At 55.6% G+C, this 21,415-nt stretch carries 16 protein-coding genes; 6 read left to right on the forward strand and 10 right to left on the reverse strand.

The window, feature by feature from the left end:
* From ACKC9G_RS18655 to ACKC9G_RS18675, 5 genes are read right to left on the reverse strand one after another with little or no spacing between them, the layout of a single operon-like run.
* Entirely contained in the window at positions 1 to 735 is a 735-nt protein-coding gene (locus ACKC9G_RS18655) for a hypothetical protein (RefSeq protein WP_411408259.1), read from the reverse strand.
* Complete coding sequence (locus ACKC9G_RS18660) at positions 732 to 1,829, reverse strand: glycosyltransferase (RefSeq protein ID WP_411408261.1); 1,098 nt, start codon at positions 1,827 to 1,829, stop codon at positions 732 to 734. The genes ACKC9G_RS18655 and ACKC9G_RS18660 overlap by 4 nt, the downstream gene beginning before the upstream one ends.
* Positions 1,826 to 3,112 carry an O-antigen ligase family protein gene (locus tag ACKC9G_RS18665; RefSeq protein WP_411408303.1) on the reverse strand — a complete coding sequence of 429 codons (1,287 nt, stop codon included), beginning with the start codon at positions 3,110 to 3,112 and terminating at the stop codon, positions 1,826 to 1,828. Before ACKC9G_RS18665 ends, ACKC9G_RS18660 begins: the two co-directional genes overlap by 4 nt.
* Complete coding sequence (gene tviB / locus ACKC9G_RS18670) at positions 3,112 to 4,395, reverse strand: Vi polysaccharide biosynthesis UDP-N-acetylglucosamine C-6 dehydrogenase TviB (RefSeq protein ID WP_411408263.1); 1,284 nt, start codon at positions 4,393 to 4,395, stop codon at positions 3,112 to 3,114. Before tviB ends, ACKC9G_RS18665 begins: the two co-directional genes overlap by 1 nt.
* Positions 4,392 to 5,312, reverse strand: coding sequence for an ELM1/GtrOC1 family putative glycosyltransferase (locus ACKC9G_RS18675; RefSeq protein WP_411408265.1), 921 nt, complete (start codon positions 5,310 to 5,312; stop codon positions 4,392 to 4,394). Before ACKC9G_RS18675 ends, tviB begins: the two co-directional genes overlap by 4 nt.
* A gap of 177 nt (positions 5,313 to 5,489) precedes the next feature.
* Here ACKC9G_RS18675 and ACKC9G_RS18680 point away from each other — a divergent pair, with 177 nt between their 5' ends.
* The 4 genes from ACKC9G_RS18680 to ACKC9G_RS18695 all read left to right on the forward strand — a co-directional run bounded on the left by ACKC9G_RS18680 (position 5,490) and on the right by ACKC9G_RS18695 (position 11,896).
* A complete protein-coding gene (locus tag ACKC9G_RS18680; protein WP_411408267.1) occupies positions 5,490 to 6,485 on the forward strand; it encodes a branched-chain amino acid aminotransferase in 996 nt (331 codons plus the stop codon).
* A gap of 598 nt (positions 6,486 to 7,083) precedes the next feature.
* Positions 7,084 to 8,772 carry a hypothetical protein gene (locus ACKC9G_RS18685; RefSeq protein ID WP_411408269.1) on the forward strand — a complete coding sequence of 563 codons (1,689 nt, stop codon included), beginning with the start codon at positions 7,084 to 7,086 and terminating at the stop codon, positions 8,770 to 8,772.
* 96 nt (positions 8,773 to 8,868) lie between these two features.
* Positions 8,869 to 11,088, forward strand: a complete 2,220-nt coding sequence (locus ACKC9G_RS18690) for an AAA family ATPase (RefSeq protein WP_411408271.1) — start codon at positions 8,869 to 8,871, stop codon at positions 11,086 to 11,088.
* Positions 11,089 to 11,098: 10 nt separating this feature from the next.
* Positions 11,099 to 11,896 (forward strand): hypothetical protein, encoded by a 798-nt coding sequence (locus tag ACKC9G_RS18695; protein ID WP_411408273.1) that lies wholly within the window; start codon positions 11,099 to 11,101, stop codon positions 11,894 to 11,896.
* A gap of 85 nt (positions 11,897 to 11,981) precedes the next feature.
* On the opposite strand, the gene glnE is transcribed toward ACKC9G_RS18695, so the two are convergent.
* The 4 genes from glnE to ACKC9G_RS18715 all read right to left on the reverse strand — a co-directional run bounded on the left by glnE (position 11,982) and on the right by ACKC9G_RS18715 (position 17,743).
* A complete protein-coding gene (gene glnE / locus ACKC9G_RS18700; RefSeq protein ID WP_411408275.1) occupies positions 11,982 to 14,921 on the reverse strand; it encodes a bifunctional [glutamate--ammonia ligase]-adenylyl-L-tyrosine phosphorylase/[glutamate--ammonia-ligase] adenylyltransferase in 2,940 nt (979 codons plus the stop codon).
* Positions 14,914 to 15,213, reverse strand: a complete 300-nt coding sequence (locus ACKC9G_RS18705; RefSeq protein ID WP_411408277.1) for a helix-turn-helix domain-containing protein — start codon at positions 15,211 to 15,213, stop codon at positions 14,914 to 14,916. Before ACKC9G_RS18705 ends, glnE begins: the two co-directional genes overlap by 8 nt.
* Positions 15,214 to 15,224: 11 nt before the next feature.
* On the reverse strand, positions 15,225 to 16,307 hold the full coding sequence (locus ACKC9G_RS18710) for an inorganic triphosphatase (RefSeq protein ID WP_411408279.1): 1,083 nt from the start codon (positions 16,305 to 16,307) through the stop codon (positions 15,225 to 15,227).
* 89 nt (positions 16,308 to 16,396) lie between these two features.
* Positions 16,397 to 17,743, reverse strand: coding sequence for a deoxyguanosinetriphosphate triphosphohydrolase (locus ACKC9G_RS18715; protein WP_411408281.1), 1,347 nt, complete (start codon positions 17,741 to 17,743; stop codon positions 16,397 to 16,399).
* 127 nt (positions 17,744 to 17,870) lie between these two features.
* On the opposite strand from ACKC9G_RS18715, the gene argE reads away from it, so the two are divergent.
* Positions 17,871 to 19,028 (forward strand): acetylornithine deacetylase, encoded by a 1,158-nt coding sequence (gene argE, locus ACKC9G_RS18720; protein ID WP_411408283.1) that lies wholly within the window; start codon positions 17,871 to 17,873, stop codon positions 19,026 to 19,028.
* A gap of 7 nt (positions 19,029 to 19,035) precedes the next feature.
* A complete protein-coding gene (gene argA / locus ACKC9G_RS18725) occupies positions 19,036 to 20,412 on the forward strand; it encodes an amino-acid N-acetyltransferase (RefSeq protein WP_411408285.1) in 1,377 nt (458 codons plus the stop codon).
* Between the two features lie 79 nt (positions 20,413 to 20,491).
* Here argA and trmB read toward each other — a convergent pair whose 3' ends face one another.
* The gene (gene trmB, locus ACKC9G_RS18730) at positions 20,492 to 21,208 is read right to left on the reverse strand and encodes a tRNA (guanosine(46)-N7)-methyltransferase TrmB (protein WP_411408287.1); all 717 of its coding nucleotides are present in this window, start codon (positions 21,206 to 21,208) and stop codon (positions 20,492 to 20,494) included.
* Positions 21,209 to 21,415 lie beyond the last annotated feature (207 nt).

Genomic DNA, 21,415 nt, shown 5'->3' on the forward strand with positions numbered 1-21,415 from the left:
TCAGACACTCCAGGCCCGTTGAATAAACGACGCCTTTTTCCAGGGACCATAAGGGCCGTCGGCCACATCTTCAGGATCGGGTTTGCCGTGGAAAATAACGATGGCCGCACCGGGTGTCAGTGCGGTATCCATCGCATCAGTGGCTTTCTGAAAACACGGCAGCTTGAGTTTACTTAAACGTGGATACGCCTTGGCATTCAGGCTCTTCTTGTAAGACACCACTTTATCCGCAGGCCAGACGTGAGCCTCAGGGACACAGGCGAAAATCCACTCCTGATCACCGTGAAAATCTTTAAGCACACGCGCCTTGTCCGTCAAAAAGCTTTCCCAGACAGCATGGTACTTGCCGACAGGAAAGCGCATGACGGAGCTGTTCCACATCGCATTGCGCGACCAGTTCTGAATGATAACGAAATCGCCCGGCATCTCGACCAGAAAGTCGATATTGGCGGTGATCACCACATCCAGATCCAGATAAATGATCTGTCCTTGCAGCCCATAAAAGTCCTGCTGAAACAGGGAAAGCTTGTACCACCAGCCCTCAAGATCATTACGTTTGAGCGGTAATACATTGATTTCCGGCAGCAGGCCTTCGGTGCTCTCGGTCAGGCAGTGAAAGGTGAAAGGATGCGTCAAATTCGCCGCTACCATACGGTAAAGCCGGTTTACGTATTCCGCGGGATATTTGCTGCCCCATTTAAGGCAGACCAGATGAGTCGCATCACTCTGGCTCATGCCAGTACCTCACGATAAACAGCCAGAGTTTGCTCCAGCATGTTCTGACGCAAAAAGGGCATCTCTCCCGGTAATTCAGGCGCGTCGAGTAAGCGCGCGGTTGTCGCCTGCAACTCATCGCTGTCTTTCAACGGCACTTTACCGGCAGGAAACACCTTCGCCAGAATGTCCCCAACGCCCCCGTGATCATAACCCACCACAGGAACCCCCATCGCCAGCGCTTCCGCCACCGTGCGACCAAAGGATTCAGGCGAGGTCGACAGGGAATACACCAGCGTGGACTGGCGATAAATATCGCGAATATCCGAACGTGCGCCGGTGAATGTGATATGCGCCGCAAGCCCTTCGTCTTTGATACGCTGATACAGCTCCTGCGCATAGGCCTGCCGCTTGGGGTCTTCCCCACCCACAATCAGGCCATGCACCGGACGCCCGGCGTTCACCAGCGTCGCCACCAGGCTGATAAAATCGTGATGCCCTTTCAGTCGCGTCAAGCGACCTGCCAGCGTCAGCACCTGTTTGCCCATCAGCTGCGGATAGTGTTCCTGCCAGGTCGTCAGCCACTCTGCCGTTGGCTCATAACTACGGGGGAATTCTTCTGGCTCAATACCACGATAGACCACGCGCACCTTGCTCATATCCGTTTTGGGATACTGAGTCGCAATGTACTGTTTGACCGTATCAGACACGGCAATGACCCGCTCGCCACAGCACATAATGGCACTGTAGCGATTAACGGAATGCAGTCCATGCACGGTGCTAATCAGATGAGGGCGTTCCTTTTTGGGAATACCGCGCCACGCCAGCCAGACCATCCATGCGGGCATGCGTGAACGCACATGCAGGATGTCGGCATTTTGCTGACGAATCCAACGGCGCAGCGGCAGAATATGCCGCAGTGTCAGCAGAGACTTGCTCCCCAGATTCCACTCAACATGCTGGCTGCCTTCAGCTTCAAGTTGCCTTACCAGTCGACCACCACCTGAAACCACCACAGAAGTGTGGCCCTGTTCCACCAGAAAACGGGCGACTTCCAGGGTGCCTTTTTCAACACCACCGCCTTCAAGCCCAGGCAGAAACTGGATGACTTTCATGAGGCGGAACCCTTCAGCAGAGGTGACTCATCGTCGTGATACTGATGCAAAAACCAGCCAAAAATCAGGAATACATCCACCTTAATGGGATGTTTCAGCGCCACTTCTGTCAGGCAGTAAATCATAAAAGCGCCTATTAGCATCGCCAGCGCAAAGCCACTCCAGCGCTGCGCCTGGATACGTTCCCAAGCCTCGCGTACGGAGAAGGAAAAAACCAACAGCAGTGCGGCAAGACCAATCAGTCCGCGCTGGGCCAGTTCCTGAAAATACTGATTATGGGCGTGCGCCTTCGGCACCATCGTCAAAAGAGTTTCAGGTGCCAAGCCCTGATCCACATACTCCTGCTTGGCTTTCTCCACGCCATCGCGGCCCAGTCCATAAATCGGGCTCTGCTCGAAGGCATAGATGCAGAACTGCCACATCATCAAACGAAAGCCGATAGAGGTAGCGTATTTCTCATCCTCTGTGGCGGCCTGAGCTTCATTCAGCGCAGTGCCCATTTTGCCAATCATGGATTCAGAGTGGATGGCAGAATTCAGCATGGCCGGATTAAAAAACGGAGTAATGACAATCGCCATTACCCAAGGCAGAAGAGATACTTTCACCTGTCCTTCTTTCCAGCACAGCCAGGTAAACATCAGCAAGATAAAGGGGATCGCAATCACCACGCCGCGTGTACTGCTTAGCAGCGCGGCCAGAAAAAAAGTCAGTGTGGCAAGCCAGAGGCCGGGCTTCAGCATGCCTTCCATACGTCGCGACAGAAACAGCGCCATCGCCGCGCTTGTCATACAGAAGATGCCCATAAAAATGGGGTGGGTGTAGCCATGAAAGCGACCGACACCAAGACTGATGACCTGATAACAGGCGAACGCGAAAAACTCGATGCCACCGAAGATCAGTAACAGGCTCAACCACTGCCCACGTAGCCTCAGAGGCGCAATGGCGTAGAGCAAGAGCGTGCCGACCAGATAGGTTTTTACTGTTGCGCCAAAGCCGCTAAGGAAAAGATTGCTGAAAAACAGGACCAGCGCATAGGCCGTCAACGGGAAAATAAACCGTCGCCCCACCTGTAGCGTCCAGTCTCGCTGCACGGCACGTCGGGCTAACCCGACCAGCGCCGTTAGCGCCATCAGTTTGAAAAGATAGCGATCGCCATCCGGCACCAGAAAGAGCACATTGACCGTTCCCAGCAGCAGTAACGCCACCAGGCCTTTGAGCAGAGTATCAAGCCAGGGAAGCCGGCCAGGGCCGACTTCCGCATACGACAGACTTTGACAGATCATCACAGGCGCATGTCCACCTGATCGGCTGGAAGCACGTATTTAAGGTCATAAATCACATGCGCGTCCTTGCCCCAGCCGCGAATGGTATCAATGCCCTGCTCTTTGAACTGGTGATGGGCGACCGCCAGCAAAATTGCATCGTACTCACCCGCAGCAGGCGTGTTGACCAGCTCGACGCCATATTCATGACGGGCTTCTTCAGCATCAACCCAGGGGTCATGCAAGTCGACTTCAGCACCGTAATGGTCGAGATGCTCAACAATATCCATGACACGGGTGTTTCGAAGATCTGGACAGTTTTCCTTGAACGCCAGCCCCAGAATCAGAATCCTGCTGCCAGCCACATGAATGCGCTTTCGCAGCATGGCTTTCACCAGCTCATCGGCGACATAGGCGCCCATGTTGGAGTTAATGCGACGGCCCGCCAATATGACATCGGGAATGTAACCGACAGCCTGCGACTTGTAGGTCAGATAATAAGGATCAATACCAATACAGTGGCCGCCGACCAGACCTGGACGGAATGGCAGGAAGTTCCACTTGGTGCCTGCAGCTTCCAGAACTTCTTCAGTATCAATACCGAGCTTGTTAAAGATGATGGCCAGTTCGTTCACCAGCGCAATGTTGAGGTCACGCTGCGTGTTCTCAATCACCTTCGCCGCTTCAGCCACACGAATACTGCTGGCTTTGTGGGTTCCAACGGTGATGATCTTGCGATACAACGCATCCACCAGATCCGCCACTTCAGGAGTGGAACCTGAAGTCACCTTGACGATGTTGGTCACACGGCGTTCTTTATCGCCGGGATTGATACGCTCCGGGCTGTAACCGATAAAAAAGTCCTGATTGTATTTCAGACCTGAGACCTGCTCGATCACAGGGACACAGTCCTCCTCGGTCGCACCGGGATACACCGTGGATTCATAAATGACGATATTGCCCTGAGTAATGACTTTACCCAGCGTTTCCGAAGCACGGATCAGCGGCGTTAGGTCAGGCTGTTTCTGACCATTAATGGGCGTCGGCACCGTGACCATAAAAACGTTGCACTCACTCAGGCGCTCAAGAGAAGTGGTGAAGTGCAACTGGGTAGCGGCTTTGAGCTCTGTGTCGGTCACTTCCAGTGTGGCGTCATGACCAGACTCAAGGGCATTCACACGCGCCTGGTTAATATCAAAACCCAGCACCGGCAGCTGTTTGCCAAACTCAACCGCCAAAGGCAGCCCTACATAACCCAGACCAATGATGCCCAGTTTGATGTCTTCAAGACGCGGCAAACTCATAACCATCCTCTATCAACAATAAGGCGGGCGCACCGTGAGGCTTCCTCCAGCCGCTGCGGCCCGGGAAGCTCGACGACGGGCTGACCGGCATGAATAACGCCGACCTGCTCCCGCTGAATCAGATTTTGCACCCCATGATACACCCTTCCCTGGCGTTTACGGGGCACTGAAAAAACTCCCACGCGGCAACCTGCCGTGAGAGCTTCAAAGACCATCGAGGCGCTATCTTCAGACACCCAACATAGGGTGGTACGCGCCAGTGTGGCCGGCAACCAGTCACGATCGACCTCTTCCGGCAGCACCAGGCTGCAGCCCAACGCAGTTAACGCATCGACCGTTGTCTGCGGCGTCCTGCGGGAGGTCGCCACTTGCCAGTTGACCGGCTCTGCATGTGGCTGCTCAAGTAATGCCGTGATTTGCGACAGCAGCGCCGTTTCATCCCAGTCACACTCTTTGGAAGGCCCACCAACCAGAATCAGACCGCTGTGCGGATCTTTGGTTCCGGCATGCATTCGGTTGATCATGCCCTGAGTGGTGACGACATTCTCCCGCGCCGGAGGCTGGTCATGCTCTGGCACCAGACAAAGGTCAAAAAAACGGTACGGCAAGGACGGCGACATCAGCACGATACCGGGAACGCCATAGCTATGACGAAGCGCCAACACCGTGGAGTGGGTTCGGTGCCCTGCACCAAGAATCAGGGCAGGCCTAGTTACCAGAGGCTGCGTTTTGCCCAGCCAGCAACGCACTTGCTGACCACGGCTCAGGGGAGAAACTTCAGTTATTTCAAGCGACGGGCGCAACGCTTTCAGGGCAGCTGCCAGCCCTAACGACTGGTTCAGGTGTCCGGGTTTACCGTCGCTGACAATACAAAGATGAGTCACGAGGAAGCGCCGTTCAGGGAAAAGTCGCGTCATGATAATGAAAGCCGGGTTAAACATCCATGCGACACGAAACACTCAATTTGGGACGCAACAATTCCTTTTTACCCCTGAAGGACTACAATCAGACCCTTCACAGTTCTCTGTTCCATACCCCCTGTGGCATTCCCCGTCAGTGATACGGGCGCCAGTAGATAAGTAGGAAGATCCGTTATGGCAGCGTTCGGCTCCGTTTTCATGCCCGAAATGACAATTTCCTGGTTCAACGACGGTCAGTGGAGCACGCCTGATGTCGTGCCAAGCGATAAGCTTACGCTGCACCCTGCCGCTCACGTGCTGCATTACTCCAGCACCTGCTTTGAAGGCCTGAAAGCCTTCCGTCATGCCGACGGCTCCGTAAAGATCTTCCGTATGGACCGCAACGTTGCCCGTCTGGCACAGAGCTCCAAACTGCTGTCTCTGCCAGAGGTTGATCAGTCAGCCCTGAGCGAAATGATCACGACCATTGTTGCCAAGTACGCGGACCAAGTACCTGAAGCCCCTGGCTCCATGTACATCCGTCCAACGCATTTCGGTACGGAACCTGCCGTTGGTAAAGCGGCAGCGCCTTCCCTGAGCTCATGCCTATATGTCCTGCTGTCGCCTGTGGGTGACTATTTTGCGGGTGGTGACCGTGCACTGCGCCTGCTCCTGGAAACCGAGGGTATGCGTTGTTCACCGCACATGGGCATGGTCAAAAGCGGTGGTAACTATGCCAGTGCTCTGATGCCGACCCTGAAAGCCAAAGCTGAATTCCAGGCGGATCAGGTTCTGTTCTGTCCAGGCGGTGATGTTCAGGAAACCGGCGCCGCTAACTTCCTGCTGATCGACGGTGATGAACTGATCACCAAGAGCCTGACTGACAGCTTCCTGCACGGTGTTACCCGTAACTCCATTCTGACGCTGGCTGCGGATATGGGCCTCAATGTTCAGGAGCGTGAGCTGACTGTCGATGAGCTGCTTGAGCGCGCTGCCAAGCCAGGCTGCGAAGCAGCACTGTCCGGCACGGCAGCAGTACTGGCACCGGTCGGTACACTGATCCATCAGGGCAAGGATGTGAAGATCGGCAACGGCGGCGTCGGTGAAACCACCCTTCGCCTTCGCAAGGCTCTGAATGATCTGCAATGGGGTCGCAGCGAAGATAAGTACGGCTGGTTAACCAGCGTATAACTCGCATCCCCGGTTGCACAAGAAAGGAGGCTTCGGCCTCCTTTCTTTATTTGCAGAACTAGCCACTAACATTCTCAAACAACATCAGGGCCCACACCAGCCACCCTTATGATGTGAACCCGTTCCACCGTATGGATGCTGTCCTTTAGGGCAGGCTGTGGCAGTGATCGACGACATTCCTATTAGTAGCACAGCTACTACTTGGCACATTTTCATGGTTGCTCTCTCCTCTGAACATTTCGGCATCGATTCTCCGGATTCTCTGAAACTACGCCTTATCGACAGAGGCCTCTAATGAACCATTTTCAGCAAATTAACCAACTTCGGCTGAATCAGTCACTTTGGTAAAACTAAAAAGCTCAAAAAACGAGCTAAACATCTGTTCTCTAAGACTTAATTTTTTGCATCAGTCACAAGCCATAGGCTGCATCATGTAACGCTATGTAGTTACATTTGTCACAAAATGTTTAAGGACGTAAGATAGCCGCTTCGTTGCGCAGGGCCCCTGAAAAACAGGCCGCACAGCGACCCCTTTCCCGCCAGGAGTGCAGGTCAGGGCATGGAATTTCAGGACACGGGATTGGAACAGGAGGTCATGATGTCGTCCGCATCATCCGCAAAACGTAAGCAATCAGATATTTCCGATGTATTAGAACGCGCGCAAAAAACCGCGTCTAAACGCACCAGCGCCAGCAGCCAGACCTCGCAGGCGGAAAAAGAGGTCGCGAATGCCTTCGCCGACATCCAGTCCAACACCTTCTACAAGATCGTTCTGAACCCGGAGCTGACCCCGGCGGAACGCAAGAATGAAGTCGCCAAGGCGCTGACTTTCAGCAAGGACAAGGCCGATTCCAGCACGCGCCTGGAAGAGTTCAACAAGTTCAAGGAATACCTCCAGCATGAGCGCAAGCGCATGGCCAAGGAGATCATTTCCCTGACGGACACCGGTGCCTTTTCTGAACTGAAAGCTGTGTATGACGAAATCAACACTGCGCTCATGTCCTTCGAGTCCAAAATTACCCCGCTGACCGATATCGTCGATGCGGTCTATACCCTGCGCATGGACGGCGTCACTTTTGATGTCTTCCGTGAAATTGCCGATGACAAAGAAAAAGAAGCCGAGCTGCTTGCCCTGCAACAGCAACAGGCATCCGAACTGCAGCGTCTGAACCTGAGCGTGGATGAGATCAAGAAGCAGATCGCTGTACTCGGTGAAGATAAAAGCTGGTTTGGTCTTGGCGGCGTGCGCAAGTCATCCCGTGAGAAGATCGCCACCCTGGAAATTGATCTGCAGGACCGTCTGGATCAGCTGACTGCCCTGACTCAGGAAATTGAGAAGACTCCCAAAGTCTTTGTACCGACCGCCGGTCTGCAGGAATACACCGATCAGAAAGCCAAGCTGCGTGAGCTGCTGGATATCAGCTCTGATGATCATGTACAGCGTCAGAAAGAGCTGGTTAACGCCGCACAGCAGTTTATCAACACCACTGAAACCCGCGTGGGCACGGTCTCTCAGCATTTTGATCAGATGAACAGTCAGATCGATAACCTGAGCGAAGCCAACTACTCCATGCGTGAAATCTACGCCATCATCAACGACGCCACCAAGGATGCCGAGAAGGATAACGAAACCTTCCGCGAAACCCTGATGCCCGTTAGCAGTGATGAAGGCGATATCGAGAAGATGGCCCGTGAACGCACCAAGCGTGATCTGGAAAACCACATCAAGACCCTGGGTAGCTCGGCTGTGGATACCACCTCGGTTCTGGCCGAGCTGACCACCTCCAGCCACCGCATCAAATCCATGCAGGATGCCAACGAGCAACAGATCAGCAAAACCCGCCAGCTTCACAGCTCGGGCGTTGCCGGTGTTGCCGATCAGCTGAGCACCGTGCTGCAGGCAGTGTCTTCTGCTGCACTGGGTGAGTCCTCAGAAATGGCGCGCATGTCCCTTGAGCGTATGCAGCAGACCACCAACGCGCTGGGCCAGAAAGAAGTTATCCGTGTGGCGCTGGGCGCCAAGGAAACCAACGCCGAGCTTGCCAAAGCGCTGGAAGACCTGGAGCAGTATGGCCAGGTGGTGGAAGCCGCCACCAACATCACCCGTCAGGGTCTGGAAGAAACCAAAGAGCTGCTGGGCAAACTGGAAAATACTGCACGCGATGTGCAGGACACCGTTCAACAGTCCTTTGCAGTGGCAGCCGAAGTGACTGCCGGCAAGTACGAGCATGATGGCGAAGCCACTCCGCAGCAGAGCCAGTCTCCGGCCAGTCCCTTCGGCTTCTGATCACAACGGCTTTTCAGATCACACCTGTGGTATCGGTATCACCCTTCGGGGTGATACCTGTTTCAGGACGTTATTCTTACGGATCGAGATTTCCCCATGTCCCACTTCATCACCCGTGGCCGTGACTATCTGGCACGCTACCCTGACTTTTCCCTGGTGGGCCGACAGGCCGAGCTGAACAAACTGGCCGGTATCCTGATGCGCAACCGCGCCAACTCCGTACTGCTGGTGGGCTCTGGCGGCGTGGGATGCTCGGCACTCTGTCTCGGCTTGCAAGCGGCCAAAGCGGAACCCGATGCGCCCTTTGATCTCATCAGCAAGCGCTTTTACTGGCTGGATACCGATGGCCTGTTTTCCTCCGGTGACAGCCAGCAGATCAATGAAGCCTTTCAGAAGCTGCTGCGCGTTCTGAGCCGGGGTCGGGATACCGTCCTGATTCTTGAGGATACCCGCGACTTTATTGAGGCGGCCCGCAACAATGGCTGCACCCACCTGATTAACGCCCTGGTCCGTGAAATCCGCCATGGCCGTTTTCAGGCCATCTTTGAAACCCGTGATGAAGACCTGGAAGTGGTGTTGAAGTGCCACTCCGACATGCGCGAATACTACACCATGCTCGATATTCGCGAGCCTGAGCACGACAGCCTGCATGAGATTGTCACCTCTGCTGCCGCACGTCTGGAAAAGCATCACCATATTCGTATCACTGCCGCCGCTATCGAAGCGGCGGTGATGCTGACCAGCAAGTACCGGGTACAGGAAATGAGTCTAAGCCGCGCCCAGCCTGAGCGCGCGTTAAACCTGCTCGACCGCGCCATGACCAGCTATCGTCAGCGTGCCCACACCCAGCCTGAAGATCAGGCAACGCTGGATGCCAAAAAGCGTGAGATTTTTAACGCTCTGGCAGACGATGCCCTCCCCATCACCGAACGTCAGCGTTTACTGGAACTCTGCCAGCAGGTTGATGCCCAGCTGGCACAAAGTGTCGCTCGCTGGCAGGAAACCCAGGAGCGGATGCGTCGTTGCTACCGCTCCCAGCGTGAAGGTGAAGAAACCCTGATCGGCCTGGAAGAAGAACTGGAAACCCTGCGCAAGGAAGAAGCTGAACGTCCGGCGGCCCCTGCCAATAACGAACAACCCTCCGGTTTCCGTGGGTTTGGTGCCGGTGGCCTGGGCGCCTTTGAATCAGAAGCCATTGCCAGCGTCCGTCGTGAAATCGAAGCGCTACAGAAAGTCGTGCAGGCAAATAAACAAGAGTTTGATTCCCTCGTCGCTGCGGCCAATGCTGCTCTGGCGCTGGATAGCGATGACGTACTGCGTGAATTCAGCAGTATCTCCGGGATTGCCGCCGATAAGCTCAATCAGGATGAACGCTCAAAGCTGCTGCGTTTGCAGTCCGTATTACAGGGTCGCGTCTTTGGCCAAAACCATGCTGTCGTACAGCTGGCCGATGCGGTTCGCGTTGCCCGTGTGGGTCTTAAAGATCCGGAAAAACCCCAGGCCTCCTTTATGTTCCTCGGCCCATCCGGCACGGGTAAAACCGAACTGGCCAAAGCCCTGTCGGCTGCGCTCTATGACAGTGAAAAAGCCTTGCTACGCTTTGATATGTCCGAGTACATGGAGAAGCACGGTGTCGCCAAACTCATCGGTGCACCTCCCGGTTACGAGGGCTATGAAGCCGGTGGCATTCTGACCAACTCCATGCGCGCCAATCCACGCGTCATTGTGTTGTTCGATGAAATCGAAAAAGCGCACCCGGATGTGTTTAACGTGCTGTTGCAGGTGCTGGATGATGGCCGCTTAACGGACAACCGCGGCCTCACGGTCTCTTTCAGCGAAGCCATTATTCTGATGACCACCAATATCGGGCAGCCTAACTTCCTTGATGAAGGTCTGAGCTTTGATGAAGCCGTGGCTGAAACCATGCGCGAACTGGATACCGTCTACCGTCCGGAATTCCTCAACCGCTTTAATGGTCGCCAGAACATCGTCTGCTTCAACCGTCTGGGTCTGGAAGTGATCGAGAAGATTGCCCGCCGTGAAATCGACAAACTGAACCGTCAGATCAATGCAGGTGGCAAGCATATTCAGATCGATGTCAGCGATGACACTCTGGCCAGCCTCTGTCGCAGTATCTACAGCCCGGCTACCGGCGCTCGCGGTATCCCAGGTTACATCACGACGCACATCAAACCTGCAGTCGCCAACACCCTGCTGCAAACGCCCGAGGCTGAAGGCCGCATGCTGATTGAGTTTGATGAAGCGAATCGCTCCGTGGTGATTTCTTCACCGATGCCAAGCACAGCCGACCGCTGAGGATCAGGGAATGGACCAACAGTCTGATCTGGACGCCCAGCTGGCACGAGCAAAACGCCAGCTGGAAGCTGCCGAAGCGGCACCTGACAAGTCAGGTAAACGTGCAACAGCAGGTAGCTCGCGTCAGCCACTTCCCATGGGTGTTGTTGCCCGTTGGCTGGTGCGCGGTGGCAAGCTTCTGATGACTATCATCAACCTGCTGACCTTTCCTTACTGGCTATGGCGACGCTGGCGCGATGGTGCCATTGGTCGCTGGCTGGCCGCCGTCTGGAACTTCAGCGCATATCGTCACGAAGCTGGCGAGCAGGTGCTGGATAAAGACGGTGAGCGGATTTTCTCAGGCAGACGGCTGGGGACAATTTCCGGGCTGGTACTGGCACTGGGGTTCGGGCTTTATGTGGGCTGGTGTGCGCTGTATTTCTACGGCACCCAGTTTACCGAGCTGGTCTATACCACGGGTAAAGGGGAGATCATTCCCGGAGAGAAATACCAGATCAGCGCCTGTACCTCCCTGCCTTGCAGTACTGATGCCGATAACGGCATGTACTACAGCATCGAGAGCAGTATGTTCCTGCCGACGCTGTACTATCCGGAGCAGGATGTCTATGCCAATACTCAGATGGGTGAAGTCTGCATCGTCAAGGGATATGGCATCTACTTTCGCCGTTTGCGCAGGCTATTCAAATATGCCGAGTGGTACCAGCATATCTACAATGTATCGTGCCGTCCTCTGACCATCGAAGAGCGACAAAAAGCGCTCGAGTTAGGCAAGCAGATCGAAGAACGCAGCAACATGCACGAAAAATAAATTCAGCCAATAAAAAAGGCTGCCCTTCACTCCGGCAGCCTTTTTTCATTTCACCCTTATGCGCAGTAGCCCTGTTACGGGAGCACTACCCAAGCTGCGTCTGCCAGATTGCCTCAACCTTTTGCTGATAGGCGGAGACCTGCTCACGGGCAATCATGCCGGATTCATCATCCACCAGCGTTAAGCGGTTCGCGAGCCCGCGATAGAACAGATAAGCCTCGCGCAGAGTATCAGCCTGCTCTGGCGTCAGCAGATCAGCAGCGACCGCCGCTTCCAGAATACGCACATTGTCACTCCAGACCAGCAGCGAGGGATGCTTTGCCCCGTTAGCCAGCACCAGATACTGCACCAGAAACTCGATATCAACGATGCCACCGGCATCCTGCTTGAGGTTAAAGGCCGGCAGTGTGGCCGGGGAAGCCAGCACATCCCGCATCTTGCTGCGCATTTCCACCACAGCGGCTTTAATCGTGTCGTTCTCACGTGTACGCGCCAATATCTGCTGTCGTACTTTATCAAACGCCGTCATTAAGGCGGGATCACCGGCGACAGGCCGCGCACGCACCAGCGCCTGATGTTCCCAGTGCCAGGCATCGTTCAGCTGATATTGCTCAAAGGCTTTCAGGGAGCTGACCAGCAACCCCGCACCGCCAGAAGGTCGCAAGCGCATATCGACTTTATAGAGCAAGCCTGAGGAGGTCAGCGCCGTCAGGCTGTGGATGATTTTTTGCCCCAGTCGGGTAAAGAAAACCTGATTGGCAATGCGACGCTCAGGCCCTTCGGTTTCCCCCTGACTATCGGCGTTGTGGATAAACACCAGATCCAGATCAGAGCCATAGGACAACTCAATGCCGCCCATCTTGCCGTAACCCACCACAATAAAGTCCGGGTTACAGGGCTCGCCGTCTTCTCGCAAGGGTCGACCATGTTTACTGATCAGCTGCTGCCAGCAATGATCGAGAATCTGCTCGACAATCACCTCGGCCACCCAGGTGAGGTTATCCGACACCTTCATCAGCGGCAGTACACCAGTGACATCTGCCGCGGCAATACGCAGGGCCTGCGCCCGGCGGAAATAGCGCAGGGTTTCCAGAATCTGCTCGGTATCCTGCTCGGGAACGCGTAACAGCAACTGCTGCAGTTCGGCCCGCAGCCCGGCTTTATCCAGCGGACGATACAAGACTGCAGGCTCGATCAACTCATCCAGCAATACCGGGTAGCGGCTCAGCTGATCGCTAAACCAGGGACTGGCATGTGACAGCCGCACCAACTGCTCAACGGCCAGTGGATTTTCCTGCAGCAGTACCAGATAGGCCGTACGCCGCAGCACCGCTTCCACCAGACCCAACACCCGCTTCAGGGTGATATCCGGTTGTGGATAACGCACCACCGCCGCCAGCAGAACAGGCATCACCGCATCCAGACGAGTCCGTCCGACGGCCTGCATGGCAAGCCAGGCCTTACTCTCGCGAAGATCAATCAATGCCTGACTGGCCGCCGCGGGTTCGGCAAAGCCTTGTCCGGCCAGCCATTCGACCACGCTGTCATCCAGCTGGTCACTGATCCAGCAGGTCGCCCACATTTCCTCATCAGAGTCCTCGGCCTCTTCTTCCTCGCCGAGGGTGATAACCGCATCAAAGTGCTCACGCACCTGGGAGCGATGCGCTTCCAGCACCGCCAGAAACTGTGTCCAATCCTGCTCACCCAATGTCCAGGCAAGGCGCTGACACGCCAGTTCCTGTTCCGGCAGATTCTGGGTTTGCTGATCTGCCAGCATCTGAATGCCATGCTCGACATCGCGCAGGTAGCAGTAAGCGGTTTGCAGCGCCGTGATGACCTCAACGGGCATTTCTGCGACATCCACCAGCAGCGGCAGTATCTGCATGGCACCGCGTTGCTGCAGGCGGCGGTCACGGCCACCCCGAATCAGCTGGAAGGCCTGGGCAATAAACTCGACCTCACGAATGCCACCACGCCCCAGTTTGACGTTGGACTCAAGCCCCTTGCGTCGCACCTCGCGGTTGATCATCAGCTTCATGCTTCGCAGGGATTCAAAAGCGCTGTAATCCAGATAACGCCGATACACAAAAGGCCGCAGCATGGCCATCAGCCGCTCACCGGCGGCCTGATCACCCGCGACGACGCGCGCCTTGATCATGGCATAGCGTTCCCAGTCGCGGCCCTGCTCCTGATAGTAAGACTCCATCGCCGGGAAGCTTGGCGCCAGGGCACCGGCCGTACCGTAGGGACGCAGGCGCATGTCGACACGAAAGACAAAGCCATCGGCCGTCATCTGATCCAGCGCCTGAATCAGCTTCTGTCCAAGCTTGGCAAAATACTCTTCATTGCTGATAACACTGCGTCCACCACGGGTTTCGCCCTTCTCTTCAAAGCAGAAAATCAGATCGATATCAGAGGAAAGGTTAAGTTCACCCGCGCCGAGTTTGCCCATGCCGAGCACGACCAGCTGCTGAACCTCATCACTGTCCTGACCCATGGGCTGGCCATAACGCTTTTGCAGCTCCCGAGTATGCCACTGCAGCGCCAGCTCCAGTGAAGAGTCGGCCAGATCACTCAGAGCCGCCGTGGTTTCAAGGGTGGGGACCAGGCGATTGGCATCGCGCCAGATGATACTGACCATATGCCGGTGCCGACGAAGGCGGAGCAGCTTTTTCAGGGCATTTTCGTCAGCGCACTGACGAATAGTGTCCTCCGCATCAGCCACAGGCAGACAGTGATCCTCTGCCAGCAACTGCACCAGCCAGTCCGGATGCTTGCCCAACTGTTCGATGGCATAGTCTGAGGCCACAGCCAGCCGCTGCCAGCGTGGGTCAGCGGCCATGTTTTGGCTGGCAAAACGCTCCCGGTCTTCAGCCTGCCAGAAAGGACTTTCCAGCATGCGCCGTTGCTGATCGGCCAGCAGCGCAGCAAGCACGGTGGCTTTGTCGGAATTGGTCTTCACCTGAGCCAGGTTCAGCGCCGGTCGAATATCGCTAAGCGGATGGGATTGCACAGCCTCAGTCATAGTCCGGCAGCTCCAGCTGCTCGATCAGATGCCCACGATTGGCAACCACCCAGTCCTGTCGAATCGGACCCCAGTCGGTGATTTCAAAATAGCCATCGTTATTGCGCGTGCCATTGCGCTGCACAAAGTGACAGACGATGCCGATATCGGCCATCGCCTTGATGGAATCCTGCAGGGTTCGCCGTGGCATATTCGTTAATGCCATCAGACTTCCCAGATTGTGTTGCTGCTGACTGATACAAAGCGCCAGATACAACCGGCGATAAAAGGCGAGTTGCTGCTTGCTGGACATCACCTGCCTCCTCAACCGATAAATGCGTTTTGTGCCAGAGCATGCTGCTCAGGCGTGCTTTCCGCCTGCCAGATCGACAGCACCAGCCACTGTCCCAGCATCAATTGCAGCTGACCGGCCATCGGGTCTGCCGCCAGTTCAAGCCAGCGCTCACGCAGACGTTGGCGCTGCTGCTTGATCAGCGCTGAATGCTCAAGACCCGTCAGCTCCTGCACGGTTTTAAACGCCAACATATCGGTGATGCGTGCCTCCAGATGCGCCAGTTCCCGGGAAAGGGCGACATCCGGCATGGGGATGACATCGGCAAAAGTCAGCATGACATCGGTCAGGGCACGCAGGTTATGACGGATCGCTTCCAGATCCTTCATTAGCCCCTTGTCATTATAAATTTCCCAGTGACGCTGCCAGCAGGTGAGGTAGTACGCAAACAGGGTGCGATACACCTGCTCCTGAGTCATTCCCGACTCCACCTGAGGCAGCGAAGGGTCACGCAGACAGTGACCGGTATAAAGACCGTAGCCACGCTCGGCCTTGCTGATATCACAGAGGAATAAGGGAATCTCGGCGCTCAGGGCATAAGCCACATCAAAGAGCGCAGCCACATCGCCCTTTTTCAGCTCCAGCTCGACTTCACACAGCGGCGCGGTACGGTCAAGGGCGTGAATTTCGCCGCGATCGAGCACCATTTCCACTTCAGCACCCTCGACCTGAATCAGCCACTGATGCCGCTCAAAGTCCGTGGTAAAGGCCGCTTCGAGGCGACCATCCTGAGCAATGCAGCCGGGCAGCTCCTCTTGCGGAAACAGGGACAGATCCAGCCTGGCCTCAGGAATGGGCATTTCCCACTCGCCACGTTGATGCACGCCGCCCTGACTCGTGCCCTGGGTTTTCAGCGTTTGCAGATAGGTATCACCATCACGACGGATACGCAGGGCCACCTTGTTACGCTGCAACGCCAGATCCGGGGTATCAAAATAGCGGTTAAACAGCACACGTTTGCCCTGATAACGCGCGCCCTGCAATAGCGGCAGCGCCGCCAGCTGGTCAGCAAATTCAGGGGCGATACTGAGCTTCAGCTCGGTTTCTTTAGTCATTTGTCTTTATTCTCTGTTTAGTCATCGGCTACCGCCTGTTTCCCGATGAGACTCATGTGCCGGGCCAGTCTGAAGGATGAAGGCCATCCTCAGCTGTCAGCAAAATGCCCGGTAATTTCACGTGCCGTCGCCACGGCATAGTTGTCTGTCATGCCACTGATAAAATCGAGCACTTTAAGATAGCAGGTGTAGAGACTATCACCGGCCACGGGTCGCGTTGACCCCATCAGCATCAATAAACGTTCGGATTTAAAACTGATCTTGTCCTGATGCGCCTGCTCATGAGCGGCCTGAATAAAATGGCTGAGGAGTTTGTCGAGGGTTGCATAAGCGCCCAGCTCCGAGCGGGTACGCGTGGTATGGCGGAAAATGCGTTGGCGAGCGACCTCTTTGGCCCGGCGGATACTATCGCGCGTGGCCTCATCGCAATGGGCAATCAGATCCCCTTCCAGCACACCGTTCAACAAATCCTCCTGATGGCGAACAAACGCCTCCGTCACGGCATTCACCAGATGTTCGATGGCCTTGCCACGCAGCAATGAGAGCTTTTTGGTGGAGTTGGGCGAATAGGCCAGCTGCCCGGTACCTTCCTGGAGGGTATCAAGCTTGGCCTGACCGACGAGAGGCAGCAGAATCCCGACCACTTCTTCCTCACGCAGCAGACCCAGCTCAACGCCGTCTTCAAGATCCAGAATCGCGTAACAGATGTCATCGGCCGCCTCCATCAGGTACACCAACGGATGACGCTGATAACCACCATCGGCTCGTGGCAATAGTCCAAGTTTGGTGGCAATTGCATCCAGACAGGCACGTTCGGACTGGTTACAGCCGTATTTGCCCTTGCTCGCCACCACCGGATGGCAGGATGTCCAGGGGTATTTCAGGAAGGCGCCGAGTACCGCATAAGTCAGACGCATACCGCCCTGCTGGTAGTGATACTCCAGCTGAGTCAGGATTCGAAAGCCCTGCGCATTACCTTCGAACACCAGAAAGTCGTGCTGTTCAGCCTCACTCAGCCCATCCAGCAGCCCTCGCGTGCGCGCTTCGCTGAACCAATGCCGAATCGAAGCCTCGCCAAAGTGACCAAAGGGCGGGTTACCAATATCGTGGGCAAGACAGGCAGATTGCACGATGGCGCCGAGATCATAGGGGCCAAAATCCCGGGGCAGCTGATCGCTGATCGCCTGCCCGACCTTGATGCCTAAACTGCGGCCCACACAGCTGACCTCGAGACTGTGGGTCAAGCGGTTATGGACGTTATCGTTGTGGGATAAAGAGTGAACCTGTGTCTTTTTGGTCAGCCGACGAAAGGCATTAGAGAAGACGATACGGTCGTGATCTTTGTGAAAGGGAGTACGCCCTGGCTCCTGACTTTCCTGCTCCAGCTTGCCCAGGCGATCGCTTCGCAGCAGCTGTTCCCAGTGCATCTTTGCCATGGATGAATGCTCCCTCAAGGAATGAAATCTCAGTGTACCGCCGCTATACATAGACAGTGAATGGCTTTAGCCTAAAGAACAGCCCCCACTTCCAGCAAGCACGGCTTGCTACGCTCAGGAGCCACCCATGGTTTTACCCAGTCTGCGCCAGCGCATTGATCAACTGATTGCCAGCCCATCGGTCAGCTGCACACGCCCGGATCTGGACATGAGTAACCGTGGCGTGATTGATCTGCTGGAAGGCTGGTTTTCTCACCTTGGTTTTCGTACTGAGGTCGTCGAAGTCGCACCAGCCAAGTACAACCTGATTGCCACATTGGGTCAGGGGGAAGGCGGACTGGTGTTCTCAGGCCACACCGATACCGTGCCCTGCAACGAGGAAAAGTGGCAGAGCAATCCCTTCGCCATTGAAGAGCGCGACAACAAGCTTTATGGGTTGGGCAGCTGCGATATGAAAGGCTTCTTTTCTGTCGTGCTGGAGGCCGTTCTGCCCTTTGCCGAGCATCCGGAAAAGCTCAAGGAGCCTCTGATCATTCTCGCCACGGCGGATGAGGAATGCTCCATGATTGGTGCCCGCGCTCTGGCGGAATCCGGTCGCCTGAAAGCTCGCAAGGCCATCATCGGCGAGCCGACCAATCTTCGCCCCATCTATCAGCATAAAGGCATCATGATGAATGGCCTGCGAATTATCGGTCAGGCCGGGCACTCATCGAACCCTGCACTGGGTAATAATGCGATGGAAGCCATGCACAGTGTGATGAGTGAGCTACTGGGCTATCGCCAGGATCTGCAGGCACGCTATAAAAATGCCGACTTCCAGGTGCAGGTACCGACGCTGAACTTCGGCTGTATTCACGGCGGAGATAACCCCAATCGCATCTGCGGTGAATGTGAGCTGGAATTCGACCTCCGTGCCCTGCCCGGCATGGATAACGATGAGCTCTTCGCCCAGATGGAACAACGCCTGGCGCCGGTTGCTGAGCGCCATCAGGTCAAACTTGAATTCTTCCCGCTGTTTCCGCACATTCCTGCCTTTGCCAACCAGCGTGAAATGGAGCTGGTACAGCGATGTGAACAGCTAACCGGCAGTGCCGCAGAAAGCGTGGCCTTTGCCACCGAAGGCCCCTTCCTGCAACGTATGGGAATGGAAACCATCATTCTTGGCCCGGGTTCCATTGACCAGGCCCATCAACCCGATGAGTTTCTGGCGCTGGATCAGATCAGGCCCGCCGTTAACCTGCTGCAGTCGCTGATTCGCCATTACTGCCTCAAACAGGACACCTGAACGCTCAATGACTGACGAAAACCAAACACCACGAAACGATATCGCCAACGTGAAAAATCAGGCTCAGGACACAGTTCAGTGGTTCCGCCACAGCTCGCCCTATATTAATGCCCATCGCGGCAAGACCTTTGTGCTGATGCTGGGCGGGGAGGCGCTGGAACACCCCAACTTTAACAACATCATCCATGACATCGCCCTGCTGACCAGTCTGGGCGTGCGACTGGTACTGGTGCACGGTGCCCGACCACAGATCGAGGCACGCCTCAAGGAAAAAGGTCTGCCCAGCCGTATGCATCAACATCAGCGCATTACTGATGAAGCGACGCTAGTGTGCGTGAAAGAAGCCGCCTCCATGGCGCGTCTTGATATTGAAGCACGCCTGTCGCTGGGTCTGGCGAACTCGCCCATGTTCAATGCACAGATCCGCGTCGCCAGTGGCAACTTCGTCTTCGCTCGCCCGCTCGGTGTTCGTGACGGTCAGGACATGATCTACACCGGCGAAGTGCGCCGTATCGACTCAGCCCCCATTACCAAGCTATTGGCCGATGGCAGTATCGTACTGCTCTCCAATCTGGGCTATTCCCCCACCGGCGAGGTCTTTAACCTTTCCGTGGAAGATGTCGCAACCCGCACGGCTATCGCGCTTAAAGCCGACAAGCTGATCACCTTCGGCACCGAGCTTGGGGTGATCAACAAAGAGGGTGAAGTCATCAACGAGCTGCTGGCCGCCAAAGCTGAGCGTCTGGTAAACCAGCACATTGCGGCCCTGGGTGATGATGAACCCATTTCCGAGCTGGCCCGCCAGCTTAAAGCCATGGTCGACGCCTGCCGTGGCGGCGTGAAGCGAACCCATTTGCTGTCCTATGAAATTGATGGCGCCCTGCTGAACGAGCTCTTCAGTCGTGAAGGTATCGGCACCATGGTGATCAATGAATCCTACGAGCAGTTACGTCAGGCAACCATTGATGATGTGGGCGGCCTGCTGGAGCTGCTGCGGCCAATGGAAGATGCCGGCATTCTGGTCCGTCGCTCACGCGAGCTGCTGGAAGCCGAGATCGAACAGTTCACCGTGATCGAGCGCGATGGCGCCATGATTGCCTGCGCGGCGCTCTATCCTTTTGAGGAAGAAGGCTGTGCCGAGCTTGCCTGCGTGGCAGTCAATCCGGCGTATCGCGGCGATGATCGTGGCCTGCAGATGCTCAATCACATTGAGAAACGTGCCCGCGCCATGAAACTCAAAGAGCTGTTTGTGCTGACCACCCGCACGGCCCACTGGTTCCTGGAGAATGGCTTTACCCCGGCGCCGCTGACCAAGCTGCCTGCGAAGAAGCAGGCGCTTTACAACTTCCAACGCAACTCCAAGGTGTTTTTCAAAACCCTCTGACACCGCAGCGGTTTATACAGAAAAGCAAAAAAGGCACCCAAGGGTGCCTTTTTTATTCTCAGCAGAATGACCGTGAAGCTTAGCTAACGCGCTTAAACATCAGATCCCAGACACCGTGACCCAGGTTCTCGCCACGCTTCTGGAACTTGGTCACCGGACGAAAATCCGGCTGAGGGGCAAAGTTGCCCATGCCTTCAGTGTTTTCATAGCCTTCCGCCATGCTCATGACTTCCATCATGTGCTCGGCATAGGGTTCCCAGTCGGTCGCCATATGGAAACAACCACCGATGCTCAGTTTCGAGCGCAGTTTTTCAGCAAACTCGGTCTGTACGATGCGGCGCTTGTGGTGTTTCTTCTTCGGCCAGGGATCAGGGAAGAAAAGCTGCAGGGTATCGAGGCTGCCATCAGCAATGCACTCTTCCAGTACCTTGACGGCGTCATCACAGTAGACACGCACGTTAGTCAGACCTTCGAGAGCCACATTATTGAGCAGACGACCGACACCGGGTTCGTGCACTTCAATACCGATAAAGTTTTTCTCAGGCATGGCTTTCGCCATCGCTACCAGCGAATCACCCATCCCAAAACCGATTTCGACGACCAGAGGCGCTTCACGGCCAAAGACTGCGGCGCTGTTTAGCGGGCCATCTTCACGACGCAGACCATACACTGCAAAGTGTTGCTCCAGCGCTCGTTCCTGACCGGGTGTCATGCGTCCGACTCGCTTAACAAAGGAGCGTACCTCGCGCATGTGGCGCTCCGGTTGAGGGGAATCGGTGTGAAGATCGTCGGTCATGGTCCTGCCTGGGAAAGTGAATGCCAAACACTGCGGAAACGGTCATCGCAGTGCCGTTAGCCACCGAACTGCATGGGCAGCGGTGAAAAAATAGGCAGGTATTCTATCGCGCCGGTATCAAGGGTCAACCAACAGTTGTAACCCGCGCTTTAATACGCAATCCCAGAAACAAAAAAAGCCATCCTGAGATGGCTTTTTCATCGGGCG

This window comes from Pokkaliibacter sp. CJK22405 (genome assembly GCF_046614695.1).
Classification (GTDB): Bacteria; Pseudomonadota; Gammaproteobacteria; order Pseudomonadales; family Balneatricaceae; genus Pokkaliibacter.

Coding starts and splice junctions, on each gene's coding strand:
- ACKC9G_RS18655 (WP_411408259.1), bottom strand. CDS start 735: ATGAGCCAGAGTGATGCGACTCATCTGGTCTGCCTTAAATGGGGCAGC.
- ACKC9G_RS18660 (WP_411408261.1), bottom strand. CDS start 1,829: ATGAAAGTCATCCAGTTTCTGCCTGGGCTTGAAGGCGGTGGTGTTGAA.
- ACKC9G_RS18665 (WP_411408303.1), bottom strand. CDS start 3,112: ATGATCTGTCAAAGTCTGTCGTATGCGGAAGTCGGCCCTGGCCGGCTT.
- tviB (WP_411408263.1), bottom strand. CDS start 4,395: ATGAGTTTGCCGCGTCTTGAAGACATCAAACTGGGCATCATTGGTCTG.
- ACKC9G_RS18675 (WP_411408265.1), bottom strand. CDS start 5,312: ATGACGCGACTTTTCCCTGAACGGCGCTTCCTCGTGACTCATCTTTGT.
- ACKC9G_RS18680 (WP_411408267.1), top strand. CDS start 5,490: ATGGCAGCGTTCGGCTCCGTTTTCATGCCCGAAATGACAATTTCCTGG.
- ACKC9G_RS18685 (WP_411408269.1), top strand. CDS start 7,084: ATGTCGTCCGCATCATCCGCAAAACGTAAGCAATCAGATATTTCCGAT.
- ACKC9G_RS18690 (WP_411408271.1), top strand. CDS start 8,869: ATGTCCCACTTCATCACCCGTGGCCGTGACTATCTGGCACGCTACCCT.
- ACKC9G_RS18695 (WP_411408273.1), top strand. CDS start 11,099: ATGGACCAACAGTCTGATCTGGACGCCCAGCTGGCACGAGCAAAACGC.
- glnE (WP_411408275.1), bottom strand. CDS start 14,921: ATGACTGAGGCTGTGCAATCCCATCCGCTTAGCGATATTCGACCGGCG.
- ACKC9G_RS18705 (WP_411408277.1), bottom strand. CDS start 15,213: ATGTCCAGCAAGCAGCAACTCGCCTTTTATCGCCGGTTGTATCTGGCG.
- ACKC9G_RS18710 (WP_411408279.1), bottom strand. CDS start 16,307: ATGACTAAAGAAACCGAGCTGAAGCTCAGTATCGCCCCTGAATTTGCT.
- ACKC9G_RS18715 (WP_411408281.1), bottom strand. CDS start 17,743: ATGGCAAAGATGCACTGGGAACAGCTGCTGCGAAGCGATCGCCTGGGC.
- argE (WP_411408283.1), top strand. CDS start 17,871: ATGGTTTTACCCAGTCTGCGCCAGCGCATTGATCAACTGATTGCCAGC.
- argA (WP_411408285.1), top strand. CDS start 19,036: ATGACTGACGAAAACCAAACACCACGAAACGATATCGCCAACGTGAAA.
- trmB (WP_411408287.1), bottom strand. CDS start 21,208: ATGACCGACGATCTTCACACCGATTCCCCTCAACCGGAGCGCCACATG.